At 61.7% G+C, this 20,059-nt stretch carries 21 protein-coding genes and 1 tRNA gene; 10 read left to right on the forward strand and 12 right to left on the reverse strand.

What is annotated here, in order from left to right:
- Nucleotides 1-4: 4 nt before the first annotated feature.
- Nucleotides 5-613 carry a phosphonate C-P lyase system protein PhnH gene (gene phnH / locus FHT79_RS15190; protein WP_047617419.1) on the reverse strand — a complete coding sequence of 203 codons (609 nt, stop codon included), beginning with the start codon at nucleotides 611-613 and terminating at the stop codon, nucleotides 5-7.
- Nucleotides 613-1,089 carry a phosphonate C-P lyase system protein PhnG gene (gene phnG / locus FHT79_RS15195; protein WP_028756088.1) on the reverse strand — a complete coding sequence of 159 codons (477 nt, stop codon included), beginning with the start codon at nucleotides 1,087-1,089 and terminating at the stop codon, nucleotides 613-615. Before phnG ends, phnH begins: the two co-directional genes overlap by 1 nt.
- Nucleotides 1,090-1,201: 112 nt before the next feature.
- Here phnG and phnF point away from each other — a divergent pair, with 112 nt between their 5' ends.
- Complete coding sequence (phnF, locus tag FHT79_RS15200) at nucleotides 1,202-1,939, forward strand: phosphonate metabolism transcriptional regulator PhnF (protein WP_028756087.1); 738 nt, start codon at nucleotides 1,202-1,204, stop codon at nucleotides 1,937-1,939.
- A 56-nt stretch (nucleotides 1,940-1,995) separates the two neighbouring features.
- On the opposite strand, the gene FHT79_RS15205 is transcribed toward phnF, so the two are convergent.
- The 6 genes from FHT79_RS15205 to mepA form a co-directional block, all read right to left on the reverse strand.
- Nucleotides 1,996-2,631 (reverse strand): 2,3-bisphosphoglycerate-dependent phosphoglycerate mutase, encoded by a 636-nt coding sequence (locus tag FHT79_RS15205; RefSeq protein ID WP_063473516.1) that lies wholly within the window; start codon nucleotides 2,629-2,631, stop codon nucleotides 1,996-1,998.
- Between the two features lie 21 nt (nucleotides 2,632-2,652).
- A complete protein-coding gene (dapB, locus tag FHT79_RS15210; RefSeq protein ID WP_028758169.1) occupies nucleotides 2,653-3,477 on the reverse strand; it encodes a 4-hydroxy-tetrahydrodipicolinate reductase in 825 nt (274 codons plus the stop codon).
- A gap of 15 nt (nucleotides 3,478-3,492) precedes the next feature.
- Nucleotides 3,493-5,280: an ABC transporter ATP-binding protein gene (locus FHT79_RS15215; RefSeq protein ID WP_028756921.1), complete on the reverse strand. Its 1,788-nt coding sequence runs from the start codon at nucleotides 5,278-5,280 to the stop codon at nucleotides 3,493-3,495.
- A gap of 139 nt (nucleotides 5,281-5,419) precedes the next feature.
- Entirely contained in the window at nucleotides 5,420-6,445 is a 1,026-nt protein-coding gene (locus tag FHT79_RS15220) for a glucokinase (RefSeq protein ID WP_028758170.1), read from the reverse strand.
- Nucleotides 6,446-6,462: 17 nt separating this feature from the next.
- Nucleotides 6,463-6,843, reverse strand: a complete 381-nt coding sequence (locus FHT79_RS15225) for a methylglyoxal synthase (RefSeq protein ID WP_028758171.1) — start codon at nucleotides 6,841-6,843, stop codon at nucleotides 6,463-6,465.
- 88 nt (nucleotides 6,844-6,931) lie between these two features.
- Entirely contained in the window at nucleotides 6,932-8,008 is a 1,077-nt protein-coding gene (gene mepA / locus FHT79_RS15230) for a penicillin-insensitive murein endopeptidase (protein ID WP_028758172.1), read from the reverse strand.
- A gap of 261 nt (nucleotides 8,009-8,269) precedes the next feature.
- Here mepA and FHT79_RS15235 point away from each other — a divergent pair, with 261 nt between their 5' ends.
- The 7 genes from FHT79_RS15235 to pncB all read left to right on the forward strand — a co-directional run bounded on the left by FHT79_RS15235 (nucleotide 8,270) and on the right by pncB (nucleotide 17,037).
- Nucleotides 8,270-10,102, forward strand: a complete 1,833-nt coding sequence (locus FHT79_RS15235; RefSeq protein ID WP_028758173.1) for an extracellular solute-binding protein — start codon at nucleotides 8,270-8,272, stop codon at nucleotides 10,100-10,102.
- A gap of 150 nt (nucleotides 10,103-10,252) precedes the next feature.
- Nucleotides 10,253-11,341, forward strand: a complete 1,089-nt coding sequence (locus FHT79_RS15240) for a microcin C ABC transporter permease YejB (RefSeq protein ID WP_028758174.1) — start codon at nucleotides 10,253-10,255, stop codon at nucleotides 11,339-11,341.
- Nucleotides 11,341-12,489 (forward strand): ABC transporter permease, encoded by a 1,149-nt coding sequence (locus tag FHT79_RS15245; RefSeq protein WP_028758175.1) that lies wholly within the window; start codon nucleotides 11,341-11,343, stop codon nucleotides 12,487-12,489. Before FHT79_RS15240 ends, FHT79_RS15245 begins: the two co-directional genes overlap by 1 nt.
- Nucleotides 12,486-14,123 carry an ABC transporter ATP-binding protein gene (locus tag FHT79_RS15250; RefSeq protein ID WP_028758176.1) on the forward strand — a complete coding sequence of 546 codons (1,638 nt, stop codon included), beginning with the start codon at nucleotides 12,486-12,488 and terminating at the stop codon, nucleotides 14,121-14,123. The genes FHT79_RS15245 and FHT79_RS15250 overlap by 4 nt, the downstream gene beginning before the upstream one ends.
- Nucleotides 14,124-14,131: 8 nt before the next feature.
- Nucleotides 14,132-15,091: a glyoxylate/hydroxypyruvate reductase A gene (locus FHT79_RS15255; protein ID WP_183903610.1), complete on the forward strand. Its 960-nt coding sequence runs from the start codon at nucleotides 14,132-14,134 to the stop codon at nucleotides 15,089-15,091.
- Between the two features lie 92 nt (nucleotides 15,092-15,183).
- Nucleotides 15,184-15,546, forward strand: coding sequence for a hypothetical protein (locus tag FHT79_RS15260; protein WP_049816515.1), 363 nt, complete (start codon nucleotides 15,184-15,186; stop codon nucleotides 15,544-15,546).
- A 186-nt stretch (nucleotides 15,547-15,732) separates the two neighbouring features.
- Nucleotides 15,733-17,037, forward strand: coding sequence for a nicotinate phosphoribosyltransferase (gene pncB, locus FHT79_RS15265; RefSeq protein WP_028758179.1), 1,305 nt, complete (start codon nucleotides 15,733-15,735; stop codon nucleotides 17,035-17,037).
- On the opposite strand, the gene FHT79_RS15270 is transcribed toward pncB, so the two are convergent.
- From FHT79_RS15270 to FHT79_RS15280, 3 genes are all read right to left on the reverse strand, one after another.
- Nucleotides 17,019-17,258 (reverse strand): CrpP-related protein, encoded by a 240-nt coding sequence (locus FHT79_RS15270; RefSeq protein ID WP_028758180.1) that lies wholly within the window; start codon nucleotides 17,256-17,258, stop codon nucleotides 17,019-17,021. The genes pncB and FHT79_RS15270 overlap by 19 nt on opposite strands.
- A 393-nt stretch (nucleotides 17,259-17,651) precedes the next feature.
- Nucleotides 17,652-17,861: a KTSC domain-containing protein gene (locus tag FHT79_RS15275; RefSeq protein WP_028758181.1), complete on the reverse strand. Its 210-nt coding sequence runs from the start codon at nucleotides 17,859-17,861 to the stop codon at nucleotides 17,652-17,654.
- 245 nt (nucleotides 17,862-18,106) lie between these two features.
- On the reverse strand, nucleotides 18,107-18,727 hold the full coding sequence (locus FHT79_RS15280) for an alpha/beta hydrolase (RefSeq protein WP_028758182.1): 621 nt from the start codon (nucleotides 18,725-18,727) through the stop codon (nucleotides 18,107-18,109).
- A gap of 41 nt (nucleotides 18,728-18,768) precedes the next feature.
- Between FHT79_RS15280 and FHT79_RS15285 the strand changes: the two genes are divergently transcribed.
- Nucleotides 18,769-19,245, forward strand: coding sequence for an Lrp/AsnC family transcriptional regulator (locus FHT79_RS15285; protein ID WP_028758183.1), 477 nt, complete (start codon nucleotides 18,769-18,771; stop codon nucleotides 19,243-19,245).
- 93 nt (nucleotides 19,246-19,338) lie between these two features.
- Here the strand turns inward: FHT79_RS15285 and FHT79_RS15290 are convergent.
- Nucleotides 19,339-19,428, reverse strand: a tRNA-Ser gene (locus tag FHT79_RS15290).
- A gap of 228 nt (nucleotides 19,429-19,656) precedes the next feature.
- Between FHT79_RS15290 and FHT79_RS15295 the strand changes: the two genes are divergently transcribed.
- Nucleotides 19,657-19,974 carry a hypothetical protein gene (locus FHT79_RS15295; RefSeq protein WP_028759164.1) on the forward strand — a complete coding sequence of 106 codons (318 nt, stop codon included), beginning with the start codon at nucleotides 19,657-19,659 and terminating at the stop codon, nucleotides 19,972-19,974.
- Nucleotides 19,975-20,059 lie beyond the last annotated feature (85 nt).

Here is a 20,059-nt window from a genome sequence, read left to right on the forward strand (position 1 = left end):
GAGCTCAGATCTCCGTTGCTGTGATCTTGGTGGTGCGCGGCAGGCAGAGGAAACGTTTGCCCGCCGTCAGCACGATGTCGATGCCGCGCGGAAAGAGCGCGCGGTTCTCGGTCCAGAGCCTCAGGAAGGTCTCCGGCAGACCAACGGGGGCGATCTCCGTCATGCTCTGAATGCCCGGACCCATCAGCGCCAGCCTGCGGCCGCCTTCGAGTTCGGCGAGCTCGATGACGACGGTCGTCGAGCGGTCGGGATATTCCTGCGTGCCGGAGGCAAACAGGCCGAAGGAGGATAGGGCGATGCCGGCCTCGGTGAAGGCAAAGCGCGCCTCGGCCTTTTCGGTGGTCAACGGCGCGCCGGCGTGGAAGCCAAGCCATTCCGGCACGGCGGATTTCGCCAGTCCCTGCGAAAGCCAGACCGGCGTGTCGTGGTCGCAAAGCGTCAGCGCGATCGCGCCGGCGGCGATGCCGAGTGGCGTCGGCGGCGCGGCATCGGGCTGAACGGTCTGGATCGCGCCGGGGCGGGCCATGCCGTCCATCAGCATCTTGAAGACGCTCTGGGCGTGGAAGACCGGCTCGGCAAAGCCGCCGGTGAGAGCTTCTGTCTTCAAACCCATCAGTTGTCTCCCCGCACCATGGTGAAGAAATCGACGCGGGTGGCCGCCGTCTCGTCCGCCTTGCGGCGTTCGGCATCGGCGATCCGCTCAGTGATCGGCAAAAGCAGCGCCTGTTCGACGAAATCCTTGGTCGCGTCTTCCTGCCAGAGCGCGTCGAAGATCGCCGCCAACCGGGCCTTTTCACGGTCGGTGCCGAGCGCCTGGGCATGGCCGACCGCGCCGGATTCGAGCCGGACCGTGGCCCGCGTCACCGTCACCTCGCCAAGATTGAAGGGAGCGCCGCCGCCGCCGATGCGTCCGCGCACCATCACCAGCCCGGTCTCAGGTCCGCGCACCTGATGTGCTACGGGCTTTTCCGGCAATGCGTCCCAGACCGCCTGAAGTTCGCTGCGTTCCGCCCGCGCCAGCAGATCGGCGGCGCGTTTGCGCCCGGATGCCGTCTGTGACGCAGCGTCGTTTCTGTCCGCTGAGATCATCGCCGCTTCCCTTCAAATGTCTATTGATATAGACAACCATACAAGATACACTTAGCCTTAAATCGATGTCGTGACAAGCGTGTGACATCGTGGGTGTAAATGGCGGGGCGGAATGGCGGGATTGAAGCAGGTGCAAAGACAGACCGGCGTGGCGCTCTGGCGTCAGATCGCCGATCGGATTCGCGAGGCGATCAGCAGCGGAGCTTATGACGAAACGGATATGGTGCCGCCGGAAACTGTCCTGGCGCTGCAATTCGGCGTCAACCGGCATACGGTGCGCAGCGCGCTTGCCGCACTGGCGCAGGAAGGAATCGTGCGTGCGGTGCAAGGCCGCGGCACGCTGATCGAGCGCAAGGAGCGTCTGAATTTCCCGATCACCAAGCGCACGCGCTTCAGCGCCGGTATCGGCGATCAGGCGCGTGAGATGCGCGGCCTTCTGCTTGATGAGGCGAGGGAAGAAGCGAGTGCCGAGATCGCCCGTTGGCTGCACCTGAAACCGGGAGACCAGGTGATCCGCCTGGAAACCTTGCGTCAGGCGGACAAGCGGCCGGTTTCAAGGGCAACGAGCTGGTTTCCCGCCGAGCGTTTCGCCGGTATCGGTGCGGCCTATCGGAAGGGGGAATCGATCACCAAGGCTTTCGCCGAACTCGGCCTGTCGGATTATGTCCGCGCGACCACCGAAGTGACGGCCGCGCATGCAGGTGCCGCCGACATGGCCGACCTCGAACTCACCCCCGGCGCGATCCTGCTGATCACCAAGGCGATGAATACCGATCTTGAGGGTGTCCCGGTGCAATATTCGATCAGCCGCTTTGCGGCCGACCGGGTGCAGTTCACGATTGAGAACTGAGGCCGGAAATTGAGGAAAGGCGTGCCGACCTGTTTCGGCGGCACGCCGTACCGAATTCAGTGTGCGCCGGACATGTCGCCGAGCACTTCCTTGGAGGCGACGGTGGAATCCGCCTTCAGCGTGTAGACTATCGGAACGCCGGTCGCGAGGTTGAGCGCGAGCACGCCTTCCTTGCTCAGCTTGTCGAGCACCATGACAAGCGAACGCAGCGAATTGCCGTGTGCGGCGACCAGCACCTTTTCGCCCCTGAGCACCCGCGGCAGGATTTCTGTGAGGTAATAGGGCCAGACCCGGGCGCCGGTGTCGCGCAGGCTTTCGCCGCCGGGCGGCGGCACGTCATAGGAACGGCGCCAGATATGCACCTGTTCCTCGCCCCATTTGGCGCGGGCATCGTCCTTGTTGAGGCCGGAGAGATCGCCATAGTCGCGCTCGTTCAGCGCTTGGTCGCGGATCGTCTGGAGATCGGGCTGGCCGACCTTGTCGAGGATGAGCTTCAGCGTGTGCTGCGCGCGCACCAGCGCCGAGGTGTAGGCGATGTCGAATTTGATCCCGTATTCGGCGAGCGCTTCACCGCCTGTTTTGGCTTCCTGGATGCCGAGCTCGGTCAGATCGGGATCCTTCCAGCCGGTGAAGAGATTCTTCAGGTTCCAGTCACTCTGGCCATGGCGAACGAGGACGAGGGTACCGCTCATGAATATGCCTCCGTAGTATCGTTATGAGGAAGAAAGCCCGAGCACGTCGAGCATGGAATAGAGACCCGGCTTCTTGTCGCGCGCCCAAAGCGCTGCCTTGATGGCGCCGCGCGCGAAAATCGACCGGTCGGCCGCACTGTGCGACAAGGTGACGATTTCGCCTTCGCCGGCAAAAAGCACGGAATGCTCGCCGATGACGGAGCCGCCGCGCAGCGTCGCAAAGCCGATCGTGCCTGCCTCGCGGGCACCGGTATGGCCGTCGCGCACCCGGACCGATTTCGAGGCGAGATCGATGCCGCGCCCCTTGGCCGCCGCCTCACCGAAGAGAAGGGCGGTGCCTGAGGGCGCATCCACCTTGTGCTTGTGGTGCATTTCCAGGATCTCAATATCCCAGTCGGCCGGGTCGAGCGCCCGCGCTGCCTGCTCTGCGAGCACGCTGAGCAGATTGACCCCGAGGCTCATATTCCCCGATTTGACGATGCGGGCATGGCGAGCGGCTGCGGCGATCCTGGTATTGTCGTCGGCTGAACAGCCCGTCGTGCCGATGACATGAACGATGCGCGCCTGTGCGGCGAGGCCCGAGAATTCCACTGTTGCGGCAGGCGAGGTGAAGTCGAGCACGCCTTCGGCATCGAGAAAGGCATTGAGCGGATCGTCGCCGATGATGACGCCTGTCGGGCCGAGACCGGCGATCTCGCCGGCATCCTTGCCGACGAAGGGCGAGCCGACGCGCTCGACTGCGGCGTGCAGCCTCACGCCCTCGATCGAATGGATGAGCCGGATCAGCGTCTGGCCCATGCGCCCTGCTGCGCCAACCACCACCAGTTTCATCGCAGCATCGTTCATCTCAGTCTCACCAGGTCAGTTTGAATCGGAGGCCGAAGGCCTCTGCAGATTGTTGAGGCGAGCGTAAAGACCGTCGCTGACCTTCGCAAGCGTCTCGTGATTGCCTTCCTCGACGACGCGGCCCTGCTGCATGACGACGATCTTGTTGGCGCGCACCACGGTCGAAAGCCGATGGGCGATGACGACGACGGTGCGTCCGGTCATCGCTTCGTCGAGCGCCTTCTGCACGGCCGCCTCGGATTCGGTGTCGAGGGCGGAGGTCGCCTCGTCGAGAAGCAGGATCGGCGCATTGCGCACCAGGGCGCGCGCAATCGACAGCCGCTGGCGCTGGCCGCCCGATAGCGTCACGCCGTTTTCGCCGACCGGCGTCTCGTAACCCTGCGGTTGCGCCGAAATGAAATCATGCGCATAGGCAAGCCGCGCCGCCTCTTCCACCTCGGCATCGGTCGCTTCCGGCCGACCGTAGCGGATATTGTCGCGGATCGTGCCTTCAAACAGGTAGGGCTGCTGCGAGACATAGGCGAGCTGCTGACGCAGCGACTTCTTGGTGATGTGGGCGATGTCCTGGCCGTCGATCAGGATTTCTCCCTCGCGCGGATCGTAGAAGCGCGGAATGAGGCTGATGACGGTGGATTTGCCGGCGCCCGATGGGCCGACCAGTGCTGTGGTCGCGCCACCCTCGGCAATGAAGCTCACCCCGTTGAGCACGCTCTCATTGCCGTAGGCGAAGGACACATTGCGGAATTCGATCCTCGCCTGCGTCACCGTCAGCGGCTGGGCATCCGGCAGGTCGCGCTGGCGCGGTTCCATGTCGAGCAATTCGTAGATCATCCGCGCATTGACGACGGCACGCTCCATCTGCACCTGCAGGCGCGCAAGCCGGCGGGCCGGGTCATAGGCAAGCAGCAGCGCGGTGACGAAGGAGAAGAAGGCGCCGGGCGGCACATTGAAGTAGATCGAACGGTAGGCGGCGTAGGCAAGCACGCTGGCGACGGCAAAGCCCGCGAAGCTTTCCGTCAGCGGAGACGTGCGTTCGGAAAGCCGGGCAATCCGGTTCGCCCGGCTTTCGGCGCCCTCGATGAGTTTGTTGACCTTGCGCTCCAGTTCGTCCTCCATTGTGAAGGCCTTCACGATGGCGATGCCCTGGATCGTCTCCTGCATGGCGCCGAGAACGTGGCTGTTCAAATGCACGGCCTCGCGGGTGGCCGAGCGCAGCCGCTTGGACACATAGCGTAGGGCATACAGCAGCGGCGGCGCCATGATGAATACGGCAAGGCTGAGCAGCGGATCCTGCAGGATCATCACGCCGAGCAGCGAGATGAAGGTCAGCAGGTCGCGCACTGTCGAGGTGATCGTCAGGTTGAGCACGTCGCGGATACCGCTGACGTTCTGGCTCACCTGCGCGGCGATATGGGCAGAGCGCGCCTCGCTAAAGAAGCCGACCGAAAGCGTCATCAGATGCGAATAGAGCCGGCGCTGGTAACGCGCGACGATATTGTTGCCGACCTTGGAAAGCGCCACCGCCTGGCCGTAGCTCGCAAAACCGCGCAGCACGAAGGCGATGAAGATAGAAAGACAGATGATCCAGACGACGTCGGCGCGGCGGTTGGCGAAGGCCTCGTCGATGATCGCCCGCATGATCCAGGCGGTAAACGCGGTCGAAAGCGCCACCACGATGAGACAGACGATCGCAAAGACATAACCCCAGAGATGGTCGCGGCCGTTTTCAGCAATGATGCGTTTCAGGATGCCGGTTACGGTATCGCTGCTGACGCTCTGCGCTCTGCTTTCCGCCGCTTCCAAAAATGAGGTTTCCTGTCTCGGACCAAGCGCCCCGCGAAGGCGACGCGCACTTTTGCCGGGGTCTATAAAGAGTTGGGACCGGTTTGGCTAGAGCGCCGCGCGTCCCCGCAGAGGACGCGCCAAGGACGCTCTATTTGCTCTAGCGCCGCCAGCGGCGGCCTTCCGTCGAGACGCCGAAGTTCGCCGGCATCCGTGCGTAGGAGGAAAGCCCGGCAAGTGCTGCCAGCGGATGCGTCACCACATAAGTCGGGATGGTGCGAAGCAGCGCGGTATGCGGCGCCTTGTCCTCGAAGGCAATGCGGAATTCCGGCTTCTTCAGCGCCGGGATGATCTTCTGCGAGATGCCGCCGGAGAGATAGACGCCACCGCGCGCCATGAACACCATCGCCATGTCGCCCGCCACGCGGCCGAGATAGGTGGCAAACAGCGAGACGGTCTCGATAGCCGCCTTGTCGGTGCCGGCAAGCGCGTGCGAGGTGATATCGGCGGGATCCTTCATCGTCGGCTGGATGCCATCGACGATGCAGATGGCATTGTAGAGATTGACGAGGCCGCGGCCGCAGAGGATTTGCTCGGCCGAGACGCGGCCCTCGATCGTCTCGATATGCGGGAAGATCTCATAGTCGCGCTTGCTGCGCGGTCCGAGATCGACATGGCCGCCTTCGCCGGGAACCGGGATCCAGCTGTGCTGGGCATGCACGAGCCCGCCGACGCCGAGGCCGGTGCCAGGTCCGAGTACGACGCGCGAGGCGATCATGTCGCCGGTGGCGTCGCCGATGCGTTCGCGGTTTTCATCCGACAGGGCGGCGATCGCCAGCGCCTGCGCCTCGAAATCGTTGACGACCAGCACGTCCTCCATGCCGAGGCCTTCGATCATCGTCTTTGGCCGCACCACCCAGTCGCAATTGGTCAGCGGGATCTCGTCGTCGTTGATCGGGCCGGCGACGGCGAGGATCGCCGAGCGCGGCTGTACGGCCGTCTTGTCGAGCACGCCTTTCTGGATCGCTTCGTCGATCGTGGTGAAGTCAGCCGTGCGTACGTTCGGAAACTGCTTCGGCTCGGCATAGGCATCGGTCAGGATGGAGAAGCGGGCATTGGTGCCACCGATATCGCCGATCAGGATCGGGAAAGGCAGCGGAGCGGTGCTGTTATTCGGTTTTGGCATGGCCGGTCCCGTGCTGATCAGGCTTCGAGTGTGGGAAGAAGTTTTATAGCGGTCGCGTGGTTGAGCGCCATCGGAATATCATAGACGATCGCCAGCCGCATCAGCGCCTTTACGTCGACATCGTGCGGCATCGGCGTCAACGGGTCGACGAAGAAGATCAGGGCATCCACCTCGCCGGTCGAAATCAGTGCGCCGATCTGCTGGTCTCCGCCGAGCGGCCCGCTTTTCAGCCTGACAACGTCGAGGTCGGGGGCGGCATCGAGCACACGTCCGCCGGTCGTACCGGTGGCGACGATCTTCCAGCGGGAGAGAATGTCCCGGTTGGTGCGGGCGAAATCCGCCATGTCGTCCTTCTTCTGGTCATGCGCAATCAATGCAAGGCATTTGCCGCCGGCCATCAACCCCTCCGCCCGAACAATTCAATCGATTTGATGGCTTCTATACCAAGAGTTTGCGATTTGAAAGACAACGCACCCCAGGCCTGTTTCATTGGATCGCCGGCTTGTCGTTCGGAACCGGACCGACATCGGGCAAAGCGCCGTCCGTGCCGGCGGCGGGTTCCGCGGCCGGCGCGGCAGTGAGCGCGCTTGCAGCGGACGGTCCGCCATAGGTGGCGGCCTGCATCGAGGCGACGGAAGCAGCATCGAGTACGGCGGCGCAGGCCTTCGGCAGGTCGGAAACCATCATCTCGCGCGGCGGCTTCGGCGGCTTGGCGCCGGGCTTCGGGGGTTTCGGCGGCGCCCAAGGCGCCGGCGTGAACCACCAGGCGAGCGATTTGTCGCAGCCGTCGCCGGCAGGAACAGAAGCCTGAGGCGTGCATCCGGCAGCACCGGGCGGGCATTTGATGCGGATGTGGAAATGCGAGTCATGGCCATATTCCGGCCGGAGCTTGCCGAGATTGGTGCGGTCGCCCGTCCATGTGTCGCACATCTTCTTCTTGATCGCCGGGTTGACGAAGATACGCTCCACCTCGGGGTAGCTTGCCGCCAGCATCAAAAGACGCGCCCGCGATTGCGTCCAGACCTTCGGGTCGACGGTCAGGAACTTGTCCTTCTGCAGCATGGTGGTGAAGGGCAGATCCTCGCGCTCCTCGGCCGTCATCCGGCGCGCCGGCATCGGCGTAAACCAGACATCGGCATCGAGGCCGATCTGATGGGAGGCATGGCCGTTGAACATCGGCCCGCCGCGCGGCTGCGCAATGTCGCCGACGAGAAGGCCCGGCCAGCCGGCATATTTGACCCCATCCTCAGAAAGACGTTCGAGCAGCGCGATCATCGCCGGATTGCCCCAGCGGCGATTGCGCGAAAGCCGCATCGCTTCCCAGGTCGGCCCGTCGGCCGGCAGCGCCACCGCACCTGTCATGCAGCCCTTTGCGTAAAAGCCGATCGGTTGCGCCGGTCCCTGCGTCGGCAGGCTGACGGCGCCGAACTGCCCCTTGGCGCTGCCCGGGCTCGGTGTCTTCTGCTGAGCTCCGACATCGCCGGCGGCAAGGCTTGCGCCGATTGCGCCGGCAAGCGTCAGTTTGCCGAATGTCCTGAAAGCCTGAGCGAAGCCGAAAGCCATGCTATTTCCTTGAACCGCTGCCGAAGTGATTTGCGTCAAATCTATCGTGAAAAGCGATTTTGGTGAATCGATGTTTTGGCTGGTGGTGGGAAGCGGCGGTGACGGATCGCCGCAGAGTTGCGCCGCATATTGCGAAGGCGACGCATCGAGGCGAGACGATGGCTCAAAATTTCGCGAGCCCGGCAAAAACCAAACTCTCTCCTGTTTTTCGCCCGTATTTTTCGTATTGTCGAACCCACCAATAATCAGGGGAAAGCATGAATGGCGGCTTTGTGGTCGAAGATCGGTTTGTTTCTGTCGCTTGCGGGCGTTCTCGTTCCGCTCTCGTCCATGGCGGAGGATCAGGATTTCCGCATCGGAAGTTCGGTCATCAATGAACTCAAATATCAGCCCGGCTTCACCCATTTCGACTATGTCAATACCAACGCCCCGAAGGGCGGCGACTTGCGCCTCTCGACGACAGGCACCTTCGATACGTTCAATCCGCTGCTGGAAAAGGGCGAGGTAGCGACCGGCGTGGCACTGGTCTACGACACGCTGATGAAACCCGCCGAAGACGAGGTTCTCGCTTCCTACGGCCTGCTTGCCGAAGGGCTCTCCTATCCCGCCGATGTCTCCAGCGCGACCTTCCGTCTGCGCAAGGAGGCGAAATGGGCGGACGGGCAACCGGTGACGCCTGACGATGTGATCTTCAGCTTCGACAAATCCAAGGAGCTCAACCCGCTCAACTTCAATTACTACCGCCATGTGGTGAAAGCCGAAAAGACCGGTGATCGCGACGTCACCTTCACGTTCGACGAGAAGAACAATCGTGAGCTTCCGAATATTCTCGGCCAGTTGACGATCGTGCCGAAACATTGGTGGGAGTCGCCGGGACCGGATGGCAAGCCGCGCGACATCTCCAAGACGACGCTGGAACCCGTAATGGGCTCCGGTCCCTACAAGATTGCCGACTTCTCCCCCGGCGCGTCGACGCGTTTCGAATTGCGCGACGATTATTGGGGCAAGGACCTCAATGTGAATGTCGGCCAGTACAATTTCCGCAACATCATCTACACCTATTTCGGCGATCGGGATGTCGAGTTCGAGGCCTTCCGTGCCGCCAATGTGGACTATCGCCAGGAAAACCAGGCAAGCCGATGGGCGATAGCTTACGACTTTCCTGCCGTGAAGGACGGCCGTGTCAAGCGCGAGGAGCCGCCGAATGCGCTGCGGGCAACGGGCATCATGCAGGCTTTCGTACCCAATATGCGGCGCGACCTCTTCAAGGATATCGGGGTGCGCGAGGCATTGAACTATGCCTTCGACTTCGAGGACCTCAACCGCAACCTCGCCTACAATGCCTTCGAGCGGATCGACAGCTATTTCTGGAACACCGAACTCGCCTCGTCCGGCCTCCCGCAGGGACGGGAGCTGGAAATACTGCAAGGTTTGAAGGACAAGGTTCCGCCGGAGGTCTTCACGACGCCCTACACCAATCCCGTCGCTGGTGATCCGCAGAAAATCCGTGACAATCTGCGCAAGGCCATTGCTCTGTTCAAAGAGGCGGGCTGGGAGCTCAAGGGCAATCGCATGGTCAACGCGCAGACCGGCCAGCCGATGAGCTTCGAAATCCTGTTGTCCAACCCCTCCTTCGAGCGTTCGGTCCTTCCCTATGCGAACAACCTCAAGAAGATCGGCGTCGATGCCCGTCTGCGCACCGTCGATGCCTCGCAATATACGAACCGGGTCAGAAGTTTCGATTACGACATGATCTGGGGCATCTGGGGCGAGACGATGAATCCCGGCAACGAACAGGCCGACTATTGGGGCTCCGAAGCGGCGAAACAGCCCGGCTCGCGTAATTATGCCGGCATCGCCGATCCGGCCGTCGACGCCCTGATCCGGATGGTCATTTTCGCGCCGAACCGGGAGGAGCAGGTCGCGTCGATCAAGGCCATGGACCGCGTCTTGCTTGCCAATCACTATGTCGTGCCGTTGTTTTACTCCAGAACATCTCGTCTCGCCTATTGGAACACCATCACCCGGCCGGCCGAGTTTCCGGCCTATGGCCTGGGCTTCCCGGAAGCCTGGTGGTCGACCTCGGCAAAATGAGCGGGCTTGCAATGAACGGGCCCTCGGCTCCAAATGGCACGAGCGAATCACGACAAGCCGGCAGGGCCGGCAAGGGAAGGCTGGCGGATTGAGCGGCATTAGAGTGGACGGCGGGCAGACAGGAAAAACATTCCCGGAGGCTGAAGGCTGATGGGCGCCTATATCCTTCGCCGCCTGCTTTTGATGGTTCCAACCATTGTCGGCATCATGGCGATATCCTTCATCGTCATTCAGTTCGCCCCCGGCGGTCCCGTCGAGCAGGTGATCGCCCAACTGACCGGTCAGGCCGATAGTGCCGACCAGCGACTGTCCGGCGGCGGCGATCTTCTCGGCGGCACCGGCAGCGATGAAGGCTCGAAATATCGCGGCGCCCAGGGGCTTGATCCGGAACTGATCGCCAAGCTCGAAAAACAGTTCGGCTTCGACAAGCCGCCGCTGACCCGTTTTGGCGAGATGATGTGGAACTACATCCGCTTCGATTTCGGCGAGAGCTTCTTCCGCAACACCTCGGTGCTCGAGCTCGTCAAGGAGAAGCTGCCGGTGTCGATCTCGCTCGGCATCTGGATCCTGATCTTCTCCTATGCCATCTCCATTCCGCTCGGCATCCGCAAGGCGGTCAAGGATGGATCGACTTTCGATGTCTGGACATCGGGCGTCATCGTCGTCGGCTACGCCGTGCCGAGCTTCCTCTTCGGCATTCTCCTGATCGTGCTTTTCGCCGGCGGCTCCTTCTACGACTGGTTTCCGCTGCGCGGCCTGGTCTCCGATAATTTCGACCAGCTGGCCTGGTGGCAGAAGCCGCTCGACTATTTCTGGCACCTCACTCTGCCGCTGATCTCGCTTTCCCTGTCCGCCTTTGCCACGACGACGCTGCTGACCAAGAATTCCTTCATCGAGGAGATCAAGAAGCAATATGTCGTCACCGCCCGCGCCAAGGGCCTGAACCAGCGCCAGGTGCTCTACGGCCACGTCTTCCGCAACGCCATGCTGATCATCATTGCCGGTTTTCCCGGCGCCTTCATTTCCGCTTTCTTCACCGGCTCGCTGCTGATCGAAAACATCTTCTCGCTGGATGGCCTCGGCCGTCTCGGCTATCTCTCGGTCATCAACCGGGATTACCCGATCGTCTTCGCCACCCTCTACATCTTCTCGCTGCTCGGCCTCTTCGTCAGCCTGGTTTCCGACCTGATCTACACCTGGATCGATCCGCGCATCGATTTCGAGCGGAGGGATGTCTGATGGACGCCGCCGCAAATCCTGCCGTCGCCACGCCCGTCAAGCCGCCGCGCAAGGGCCTGCTGTCGCCGACCAACATCCGCCGCTGGCAGAATTTCCGGGCAAACGGCCGCGGCTACTGGTCGCTGTGGCTGTTCCTGGTGCTGTTCGTCCTCAGCCTGTTTGCCGAGTTCATTGCCAACGACCGGCCGATCATCGCCTCCTACAAGGGCGAGATCCTGTTTCCCGTGCTGGTCGACTATCCCGAGGAGAAGTTCGGCGGCTTCCTCGCCGAAACCGACTATCGGTCCTCGGTGATTGCGGATGAGATCGATGCCAATGGCTGGATGATCTGGCCGCCGATCCGCTATTCCTACCGCTCGGTCAATTCCAACATTCCCCATTCGGCACCCACCGCCCCGTTCTGGCTGATGACCAAGGAGGAGCGCTGCGCCGGTTATCCGCAAGGCGTGAACGATCCCGATTGCACCTTCGGCAATCTCAACTGGCTCGGCACCGACGATCAGGCGCGCGACGTGCTGGCGCGGGTCATCTACGGTTTCCGCATATCGGTGCTCTTTGGCCTGATGCTGACCATCTGCTCGGCGATCATCGGCGTGACGGCGGGTGCGGTGCAGGGCTATTTCGGCGGCTGGACCGATCTGCTGCTGCAGCGCTTCATCGAGATCTGGTCGTCGATGCCGGTGCTTTACATCCTGCTGATCATCGCGGCACTCCTGCCGCCCGGCTTCTTCGTGCTGCTCGGCATCATGCTGCTCTTCTCCTGGGTCGGCTTCGTCGGCATCGTGCGCGCCGAATTCCTGCGGGCTCGCAATTTCGAATATGTCCGCGCCGCCCGCGCCCTCGGCGTCAACAATCGCACCATCATGTGGCGTCACCTGCTGCCCAACGCCATGGTGGCGACGCTGACCTTCCTGCCTTTCATCCTCTCCGGCTCGATCACCACGCTGACCTCGCTCGATTTCCTCGGCTTCGGCATGCCGCCGGGCTCCCCCTCGCTCGGCGAGATGATCGCCCAGGGCAAGACCAACCTTCAGGCCCCGTGGCTCGGGCTGACGGCTTTCTTCGCCATGTCGATCATGCTGTCCCTGCTGATCTTCATCGGCGAAGCCGTGCGCGATGCCTTCGACCCGAGGAAGACGTTCCAATGAGTGACATGAAAGAACCGCTGCTTTCCGTCCGCGATCTCTCGGTTGCCTTTCATCAAGGCGGCGAAACCTCGCTGGCAGTCGATCACATCTCCTTCGATATCGCCAAAGGCGAGGTCGTGGCGCTGGTCGGCGAATCCGGCTCCGGCAAGTCGGTCTCGGCCAACTCGATCCTGCGGCTTTTGCCCTATCCCTCGGCAAGCCATCCCTCCGGCGAAATCCTGTTCAAGGGCAAGGACCTTCTGAAGGCGTCGGAGCGGGCGCTGCGGGAAGTGCGCGGCAACGACATCACCATGATCTTCCAGGAGCCGATGACCTCGCTCAATCCGCTTCATACGATCGAGAAGCAGATCGCCGAGATCCTTGCCCTGCACCAGGGACTCACCGGTGAGCCGGCGCGCCAGCGTGTGCTGGAATTGCTGAACCAGGTCGGAATCCGCGAACCGGAGAAGCGGTTGAAAGCCTATCCGCACGAGCTCTCCGGCGGCCAGCGCCAGCGCGTCATGATTGCCATGGCGCTCGCCAACCGGCCGGAACTGCTGATCGCCGACGAGCCGACCACGGCGCTCGACGTTACCGTACAGGCGCAGATCCTCGAATTGCTCCGGCAGTTGAAGGCCGTACACGGCATGTCGATGCTGTTCATCACCCATGATCTCGGCATTGTCCGCAAATTCGCCGATCGCGTCTGTGTCATGACCAAGGGCAGGATCGTCGAAACCGGAACCGTCGAGGAGGTTTTCGCCAACCCGAAGCACGAATATACCCGCCATCTTCTCGCTTCCGAACCGCGCGGCGAGCCGCCGCTGGCCGATCCGTCGAAGCCGGTGGTGATGGAAGGGTCCGATATCCGTGTCTGGTTCCCGATCAAAGCAGGGCTTATGCGTCGCGTCGTCGATCATGTGAAGGCGGTCGACGGCATCGATCTGTCGCTGCGCGCCGGCCAGACGCTCGGCGTCGTCGGCGAGTCCGGTTCCGGCAAGACCACGCTCGGCCTGGCGCTCACCCGGCTGATTTCCTCGCAAGGACGGATCGCCTTCGTCGGCACGGATATAGCCGGCTATTCATTCAGCGAGATGCGGCCGCTGCGCAACCAGTTGCAGGTGGTCTTTCAGGATCCCTATGGCTCGCTCAGCCCCCGCATGTCGGTTGGCGATATCGTCGCCGAGGGGCTGAAGGTGCACGAGCGCTCCTTGACCGCGGAGGAGCGCGACCAGCGTGTCTGCTGGGCGCTGGAGGAGGTGGGTCTCGATCCCCTGACCCGCTGGCGTTATCCGCACGAATTCTCCGGCGGCCAGCGTCAGCGCATCGCCATCGCCCGGGCCATGGTGCTGAAGCCCCGTTTCGTCATGCTCGACGAGCCGACCTCAGCGCTCGATATGAGTGTCCAGGCCCAGGTGGTCGATCTCCTGCGCGACCTGCAGAAGAAACACGATCTCGCCTATCTCTTCATCAGCCACGACCTCAAGGTGGTGAAGGCGCTCGCCAACGATGTCATCGTCATGCGTTTCGGCAAGGTGGTGGAACAGGGGCCGTCAGCGGAAATCTTCCGCGCGCCGAAGGACGATTATACCCGGGCGCTGATGGCCGCCGCTTTCAACATCGAGGCGGTGCCGACGCCCGCCGTGCAGCAATAAAGAAGATCATGTCCGCACGTCCTCCTGTTCTCGTCGATATCAAGTTCAATGCCGAAGGCGTCGCCCGCGTGCTGAAGACGGCCTTTGCCGATCGCGGCAGCATCAATCTCGCCGATCCGGCCAATCGGGCACGCGATCTCCGCGCGGTCGAATACGCGCTTCTCTGGAAGCCGGATGCCGACCTTTTTGCGCGGGCGCCGAATCTCAAGATCATCTTCTCGGGCGGCGCCGGCGTTGACCACATTATCGGCATGGCCGGCCTGCCCGAGATCCCGATCGTCCGCTTCGTCGACCGCAGCCTGACGACCCGCATGAGCGAATGGGTGGTCATGCAGTGCCTGATGCATCTGCGCGGGCAATACGCCCATGACAGCCATCAGCGGCGGCGCGAATGGGCCAAGCTGATCGCGCCTGAGGCAGCGGAGGTGACGGTCGGCGTCATGGGCCTCGGCATTCTCGGGCAGGATGCGGTCTCCAAGCTGAGAGTGATGGGCTTCAACGTCATCGGCTGGTCGCGCAGCCACAAACAGATCGATGGCGTCGAAACCTTCGATGCCGGCGGATTGGATAGTTTTCTCGCAAGGACGGACATCCTCGTCGGTCTGCTGCCGCTGACGCCCGAAACCTCCGGCTTCTATAACGCAGGGCTGTTTGCCAAGCTGCGCCGCAACGGCGCGCTCGGGCAGCCGGTTTTCATCAATGCCGGCCGCGGCAAGAGTCATGTCGAGGCCGATATCGTTTCCGCCATTCGTGACGGTACCCTCGGCGGCGCTTCGCTGGATGTCTTCGAGGTGGAGCCGCTCGCCGCCGACAACCCCTTATGGGAATTGCAGAACGTCTTCATCACGCCGCATGACGCGGCCGTCTCCGAAGAAAATGCGCTGTTTCGCCATGTCGAGACCCAGATCGCCCGTTTCGAGCGCGGCGAGCCGCTGCAATTCGTGGTCGACCGCGCCGTCGGCTATTAGAGCCGCACGGAACCTTCCAGACGGCAACCCGTTTTCTCCTTCGAGTTCTTGACGGCCGGATCGGTCCGTCAAGACAGCCGAAGGAGACGATCATGGCGCATCAGACGGATAGACGCTGGGAAAAGTCCGATGGCAAGCTTCACAAGGAAGAGCAGATCCCGCCTGTAAAGGCCAGGCAGGGCCGCACGGGCTATCGCATCCTGCTGGTGCTGCTCGCGGCTCTGGTGCTCGCTTTCGTGGTCTGGATACCGGTCGAGATCTGGGGCCAGCGCGAGGCAAACGACGTGGCGCCGCAGCAGCCCGGCCAGCAGTTGCAGTCGCAACAGTCAGGCACCGCGCCAGCGCCGAGCCTTCAGAACGGCACTGCGGTTCCGACCGAGACTCAGAACACGACGCCGGCCGCCCCTGGTGTCGCGCCTGCGGCACCGGCCCAACCCGCCGCACCTGCCCAATAAGCGTGAGGATGCGCGCTCGCATCCCGCCGCCGTGCAGGCTGCGGGGTGCCTATTGTTTTATCTGGACTTTGTCTGCTGATTTTTCGATAAGAAGGCGCACGAGCCGGTTTCGTGCGCCGGCCGGGAACGTGGCACGACCCGGGAATTTGGCAGCGCCTGACCGGAGTGGACAGGGGCGGGAATTTCATGGCCAAGACGGATATCGCAAGACGCGTTTACAATCACGCTTGGAAACTTGATCCGATCATCCGCAGCCTGATCGATACCGATTTCTATAAGCTGCTGATGCTGCAGATGATCTGGAAGCTCTATCCGGACGTGAATGCCTCCTTCACCCTCATCAACCGCACCAAGCGCGTGCATCTTGCCGAGGAGATCGACGAGGGTGAATTGCGCGAACAGCTCGATCACGCCCGCACGTTGCGACTCTCGAAAAAGGAGATGATCTGGCTTGCGGGTAACAGCTTCTACGGCCGCGCCCAGATCTTCGAGCCGGAATTCCTTGCCTGGCTTTCCAATTTCCAGCTTCCCGAATACGAGCTGTCGAAGAAGGACGGGCAATATGTTCTGGATTTCCACGGGCCGTGGAAGGAAACCACCATGTGGGAGATCCCGGCGCTCGCCATCGTCAACGAGCTGCGCTCACGCTCCGCGATGAAGGCGCTCGGCCCCTTCACCCTCGATGTGCTCTATGCCCGGGCCAAAGCGAAGATGTGGTCGAAGGTCGAGCGGTTGAAGGAACTGCCGGGCCTACGCATCTCCGATTTCGGCACCCGCCGCCGTCACAGTTTCCTCTGGCAGCGCTGGTGCGTCGAAGCGCTGAAGGAAGGCATCGGCCCGGCCTTTGCCGGCACCAGCAACGTATTGCTGGCTATGGATTCCGATCTCGAGGCCGTCGGCACCAATGCCCACGAGCTGCCGATGGTGGCCGCCGCCCTTGCCCAAACCGATGAGCAACTGCGCAACGCGCCCTACAAGATCCTGCGCGACTGGAACAAGCTCTATGGCGGCAATCTTCTGATCGTCCTGCCGGATGCCTTCGGCACTGCCGCCTTCCTGCGCGACGCGCCGGAATGGGTCGCCGATTGGACCGGCTTCCGCCCGGACAGTGCTCCGCCGATCGAAGGCGGCGAGAAGATCATCGACTGGTGGAAGAAGATGGGCCGTGATCCACGCCAGAAGCTGCTGATCTTCTCCGATGGCCTCGATGTCGATGCCATCATCGATACCTACCGGCATTTCGAAGGCCGTGTGCGCATGAGCTTCGGCTGGGGCACGAATCTGACGAACGATTTTTCCGGCTGCGCGCCGATCGAAATCTCCGGCCTCAACCCGATCTCCGTCGTCTGCAAGGTCAGTGACGCCAATGGCCGTCCGGCGGTGAAGCTCTCCGACAACCCGCAGAAGGCGACGGGCGAACCGGCAGAGGTCGAACGCTACCTGAAATTCTTCGGCGCCGAAGACAGGGTCGATCAGACCGTTCTCGTATAGCTCCGGGACGAGGTGCCGCCATCCCGAGGCGCATTGGTATGCCCCGACATAGCATCCTCGATCGACCAACCGAAGCGCCAGGCGTCGAACATCGAGTACCATTCCTGAAAATCGGTGATCGGCAGGATATCCGGCTTCGACATCGGATTGTCGGCCAGGCTGCGGCCACGTGCACGGTCCCGTGCGCCACGCTCCTGCATCTCAAGCAGATTCTCGAACATCATTACCCCCCGGGTCTTCATCCGATGCATTTATGCAATCATGCTAATAAAGCATTGTCGAGTCCTGATGCGATGATTTGGGTTTTTCACAGGATTAGCCCCAATGCGCTAATCCAGGGATGGCGGAGCCCGAGCTGGCCGAGCGTGACAACGCTCGGCTTGCGCTCCATGAACGCCTAGTGACGGGGAGGCTCGGCTTCCTGGCTGGGGTCCGCCGCCGAGCCTCCCGGCTTGCCGACCTTGAACCAGCCGGCAGCGCCGACAAACTGCCGCTTTCCGGCAGGCGTGATCCAACCCAGATGACATCAATGGCTAACGACAGGTTAATATCCACCGGCCTCGTCCCGATCCTACGCAATCCTGCAACGTAGGCTCGCGGCATTCCTCGGGGTTTCAGGCCGCCAATCTGCGAAACCGGGTTCTGATCCGGTCGAGATAGTAGTGGCCGGGAGACGGCGCTGCCGTCATCGCATGGGCTTCGGAGGAGGGCACGCCTTCGAACAGACGTTCCTCGCCATTCTTGAAACAAATCCTGAGCCGCCCGTCATCCTGGCTGAAATAGACGGATTTGATGATCTTCGACTTTACCGAAAGTTCTTCCACCTGTTTTACCTCTGTTTTTTTAAATTTGGCAGACGGTAAACCCAAACGTGCAAAGACGCGGTGAACTCGCATGGTAAAAAATCAGGAATCTTTCGACGTTTGAAACCCGCAGCACCATCGCAGCGCCGGGTTCGAAAGCCTCGAACGCACGCTTGTGAGCGGTGTATTTCGTTGCCCCTCTCGCACGCGTCCCGCACACGCAAAGGCCTGTGTCAGTCATTTGATCCGTGAAGCCGGAAACAAGATCAAGCCCGATCAGATTTTGCCAATCCGGCGGAGAACGCAGTCAGCAGAGCCCTTCCCGGGCCCCAATCCTCAAGGCCGCTTTGCCCGTTGATATGGCCGAAAGGGCCGATCTCGACAAGGCCGCTGCCCCACAGATCGGCTCGTGCACGGGCATAGCCTGGCGTGCCGAAGGGATCATCGGCGCTTGCGATAATCAGCGTGGGAAAGCGCATTCGTTGCAATGGCGGATCTGCGAATCCGGCGGCCTCCTCAGGGAATGACACGGACTGCGGATCGGGGACCGCTACAAGAAACGCTCCGGCAACGGCAAGTGAGGAAATCTGCTGCCAATGAGCGACCAGCAGACAGGCAAGGCTATGAGCGACGAGCAGGGGAGGGGTTGCCGATGCGCCGACGGCGCGCTCCAGGGCTGAAATCCAGTCCGCCAAGTCGGGCTTTTCCCAATCGGCCGGTTGAAAACGCCGCATTTTGGGGTTCGACCTTTCCCAGCGCGTTTGCCAATGAGCCTCGCCCGAACCGCCAATCCCCGGCAATATAATGATGTCCCTCATGTCTTTTCCTCTGATCATCCGTGCAGGTGAAAATGATGCATTTTCATTTGCTTCGGAATGAATGATCATCGGAAAACCGCGCCGCTCTCCGATGATTTCAAGGTGATCCCATGGCTTTTCAGGAAAACAATCGGGTTTTGCTCGATCCAACCGATATCGCCATTATTGAAGCGATGCAGGAAAACGGCCGCATTGCGATTTCCGAACTCGGCCGACGGGTCGGGCTCTCTCAGCCGGCGGCATCGGAACGGGTCAAACGACTGGAAGACCGCGGCATCATTACCGGTTACTCCGCTCGTATCGACCCTGCCGCTCTGGGAATTGGAATGACGGCTGTGCTTCGCCTGCGCACGACGCATGAGCATATCAAACCCTGTCTGAAACAGTTCGCCGAGATGCCGCAAGTCATGGAAGTATTGCGCCTGACCGGAGAGGACTGCTTTCTCTTGAAGGTGCTGGTTCCGTCGCCTGGAGAGCTGGAAACGATCGTTGACACGATCGCGCGTTTTGGGGCCGTGACGACATCCCTGGTGTTGCGCGGCGAGAATCCGAAGCCGATTGGACGCGCCCTGCTGCAGCGCGTTTGAGAATATGCGGACGACCAGTGAAGCGCGCCGCCAAAAACGCTTCCGCGTCCCGCTCGCGATACGGTTTGAAATCTATATTGAGAAACGAGGATATGGCGGACAGGGTGGGATTCGAACCCACGGTACGCTTTCACGTACACACGCGTTCCAGGCGTGCGCCTTAAACCACTCGGCCACCTGTCCTTTTTTGGCGTTCGCGCCCGGATAGGAGCAAATCGTCGGAACGGCGCGATATATACCGATGAATTTTCGCCGATCAACCGAAATCTAACAGTTTTTTGACTTCTTTCGATAAAACTCGCCGCGGCCCGTCCATTGTGCTTCACCTCATCGATGACTATGTAATTCTCCGAGGTGGAGAATGGCGCGGCCGGCCGGAATTGTCCGGCATATCGAGCGTCGGAGGAATTGATGCGTTTCCTGTTGCGTCTGGCGAGTCTTGTCGCGCTTGCGGCGGCCGTTATTGCCGGGACCATCGATTCGATCCAATCGGTTGCGGCCTCCTCCGTGGTGATGACGCCGATCTCCGATGCCTGGGAGGATGTGAGCCCGACCACACTGACCTCGCTGCAAGCGGCCCTTTCCTATTACGTCCACCCGCGTTTCTATACCTTCATCTTCCAGTGGCTGATGCTCCAGCCGGCCTTTGCCGTTTTCCTGGTAATCGCACTGCTTCTGTGGATGATCGGCTACAAGAAGCCGCCCATCGCCGGTCGCTTCACCGCATAGAAAAGGCGGTTTCGCCCGCACCATCCGGCGAGAAATCCGCATGGGCATCGGCCCTCTACAGCCTCGATATTTGTCACCGGATTGG

Source organism: Rhizobium sp. BK212 (assembly GCF_014197475.1).
GTDB classification, from domain to species: Bacteria; Pseudomonadota; Alphaproteobacteria; order Rhizobiales; family Rhizobiaceae; genus Rhizobium; species Rhizobium anhuiense.

Coding starts and splice junctions, on each gene's coding strand:
- dapB (WP_028758169.1), bottom strand. CDS start 3,477: ATGAACGATGCTGCGATGAAACTGGTGGTGGTTGGCGCAGCAGGGCGC.
- phnG (WP_028756088.1), bottom strand. CDS start 1,089: ATGATCTCAGCGGACAGAAACGACGCTGCGTCACAGACGGCATCCGGG.
- FHT79_RS15285 (WP_028758183.1), top strand. CDS start 18,769: ATGGCTTTTCAGGAAAACAATCGGGTTTTGCTCGATCCAACCGATATC.
- FHT79_RS15270 (WP_028758180.1), bottom strand. CDS start 17,258: ATGTTCGAGAATCTGCTTGAGATGCAGGAGCGTGGCGCACGGGACCGT.
- FHT79_RS15235 (WP_028758173.1), top strand. CDS start 8,270: ATGGCGGCTTTGTGGTCGAAGATCGGTTTGTTTCTGTCGCTTGCGGGC.
- FHT79_RS15280 (WP_028758182.1), bottom strand. CDS start 18,727: ATGATCATTCATTCCGAAGCAAATGAAAATGCATCATTTTCACCTGCA.
- pncB (WP_028758179.1), top strand. CDS start 15,733: ATGGCCAAGACGGATATCGCAAGACGCGTTTACAATCACGCTTGGAAA.
- FHT79_RS15225 (WP_028758171.1), bottom strand. CDS start 6,843: ATGGCCGGCGGCAAATGCCTTGCATTGATTGCGCATGACCAGAAGAAG.
- FHT79_RS15250 (WP_028758176.1), top strand. CDS start 12,486: ATGAGTGACATGAAAGAACCGCTGCTTTCCGTCCGCGATCTCTCGGTT.
- FHT79_RS15220 (WP_028758170.1), bottom strand. CDS start 6,445: ATGCCAAAACCGAATAACAGCACCGCTCCGCTGCCTTTCCCGATCCTG.
- phnH (WP_047617419.1), bottom strand. CDS start 613: ATGGGTTTGAAGACAGAAGCTCTCACCGGCGGCTTTGCCGAGCCGGTC.
- FHT79_RS15205 (WP_063473516.1), bottom strand. CDS start 2,631: ATGAGCGGTACCCTCGTCCTCGTTCGCCATGGCCAGAGTGACTGGAAC.
- mepA (WP_028758172.1), bottom strand. CDS start 8,008: ATGGCTTTCGGCTTCGCTCAGGCTTTCAGGACATTCGGCAAACTGACG.
- FHT79_RS15255 (WP_183903610.1), top strand. CDS start 14,132: ATGTCCGCACGTCCTCCTGTTCTCGTCGATATCAAGTTCAATGCCGAA.
- FHT79_RS15260 (WP_049816515.1), top strand. CDS start 15,184: ATGGCGCATCAGACGGATAGACGCTGGGAAAAGTCCGATGGCAAGCTT.
- FHT79_RS15245 (WP_028758175.1), top strand. CDS start 11,341: ATGGACGCCGCCGCAAATCCTGCCGTCGCCACGCCCGTCAAGCCGCCG.
- FHT79_RS15295 (WP_028759164.1), top strand. CDS start 19,657: ATGCGTTTCCTGTTGCGTCTGGCGAGTCTTGTCGCGCTTGCGGCGGCC.
- phnF (WP_028756087.1), top strand. CDS start 1,202: ATGGCGGGATTGAAGCAGGTGCAAAGACAGACCGGCGTGGCGCTCTGG.
- FHT79_RS15240 (WP_028758174.1), top strand. CDS start 10,253: ATGGGCGCCTATATCCTTCGCCGCCTGCTTTTGATGGTTCCAACCATT.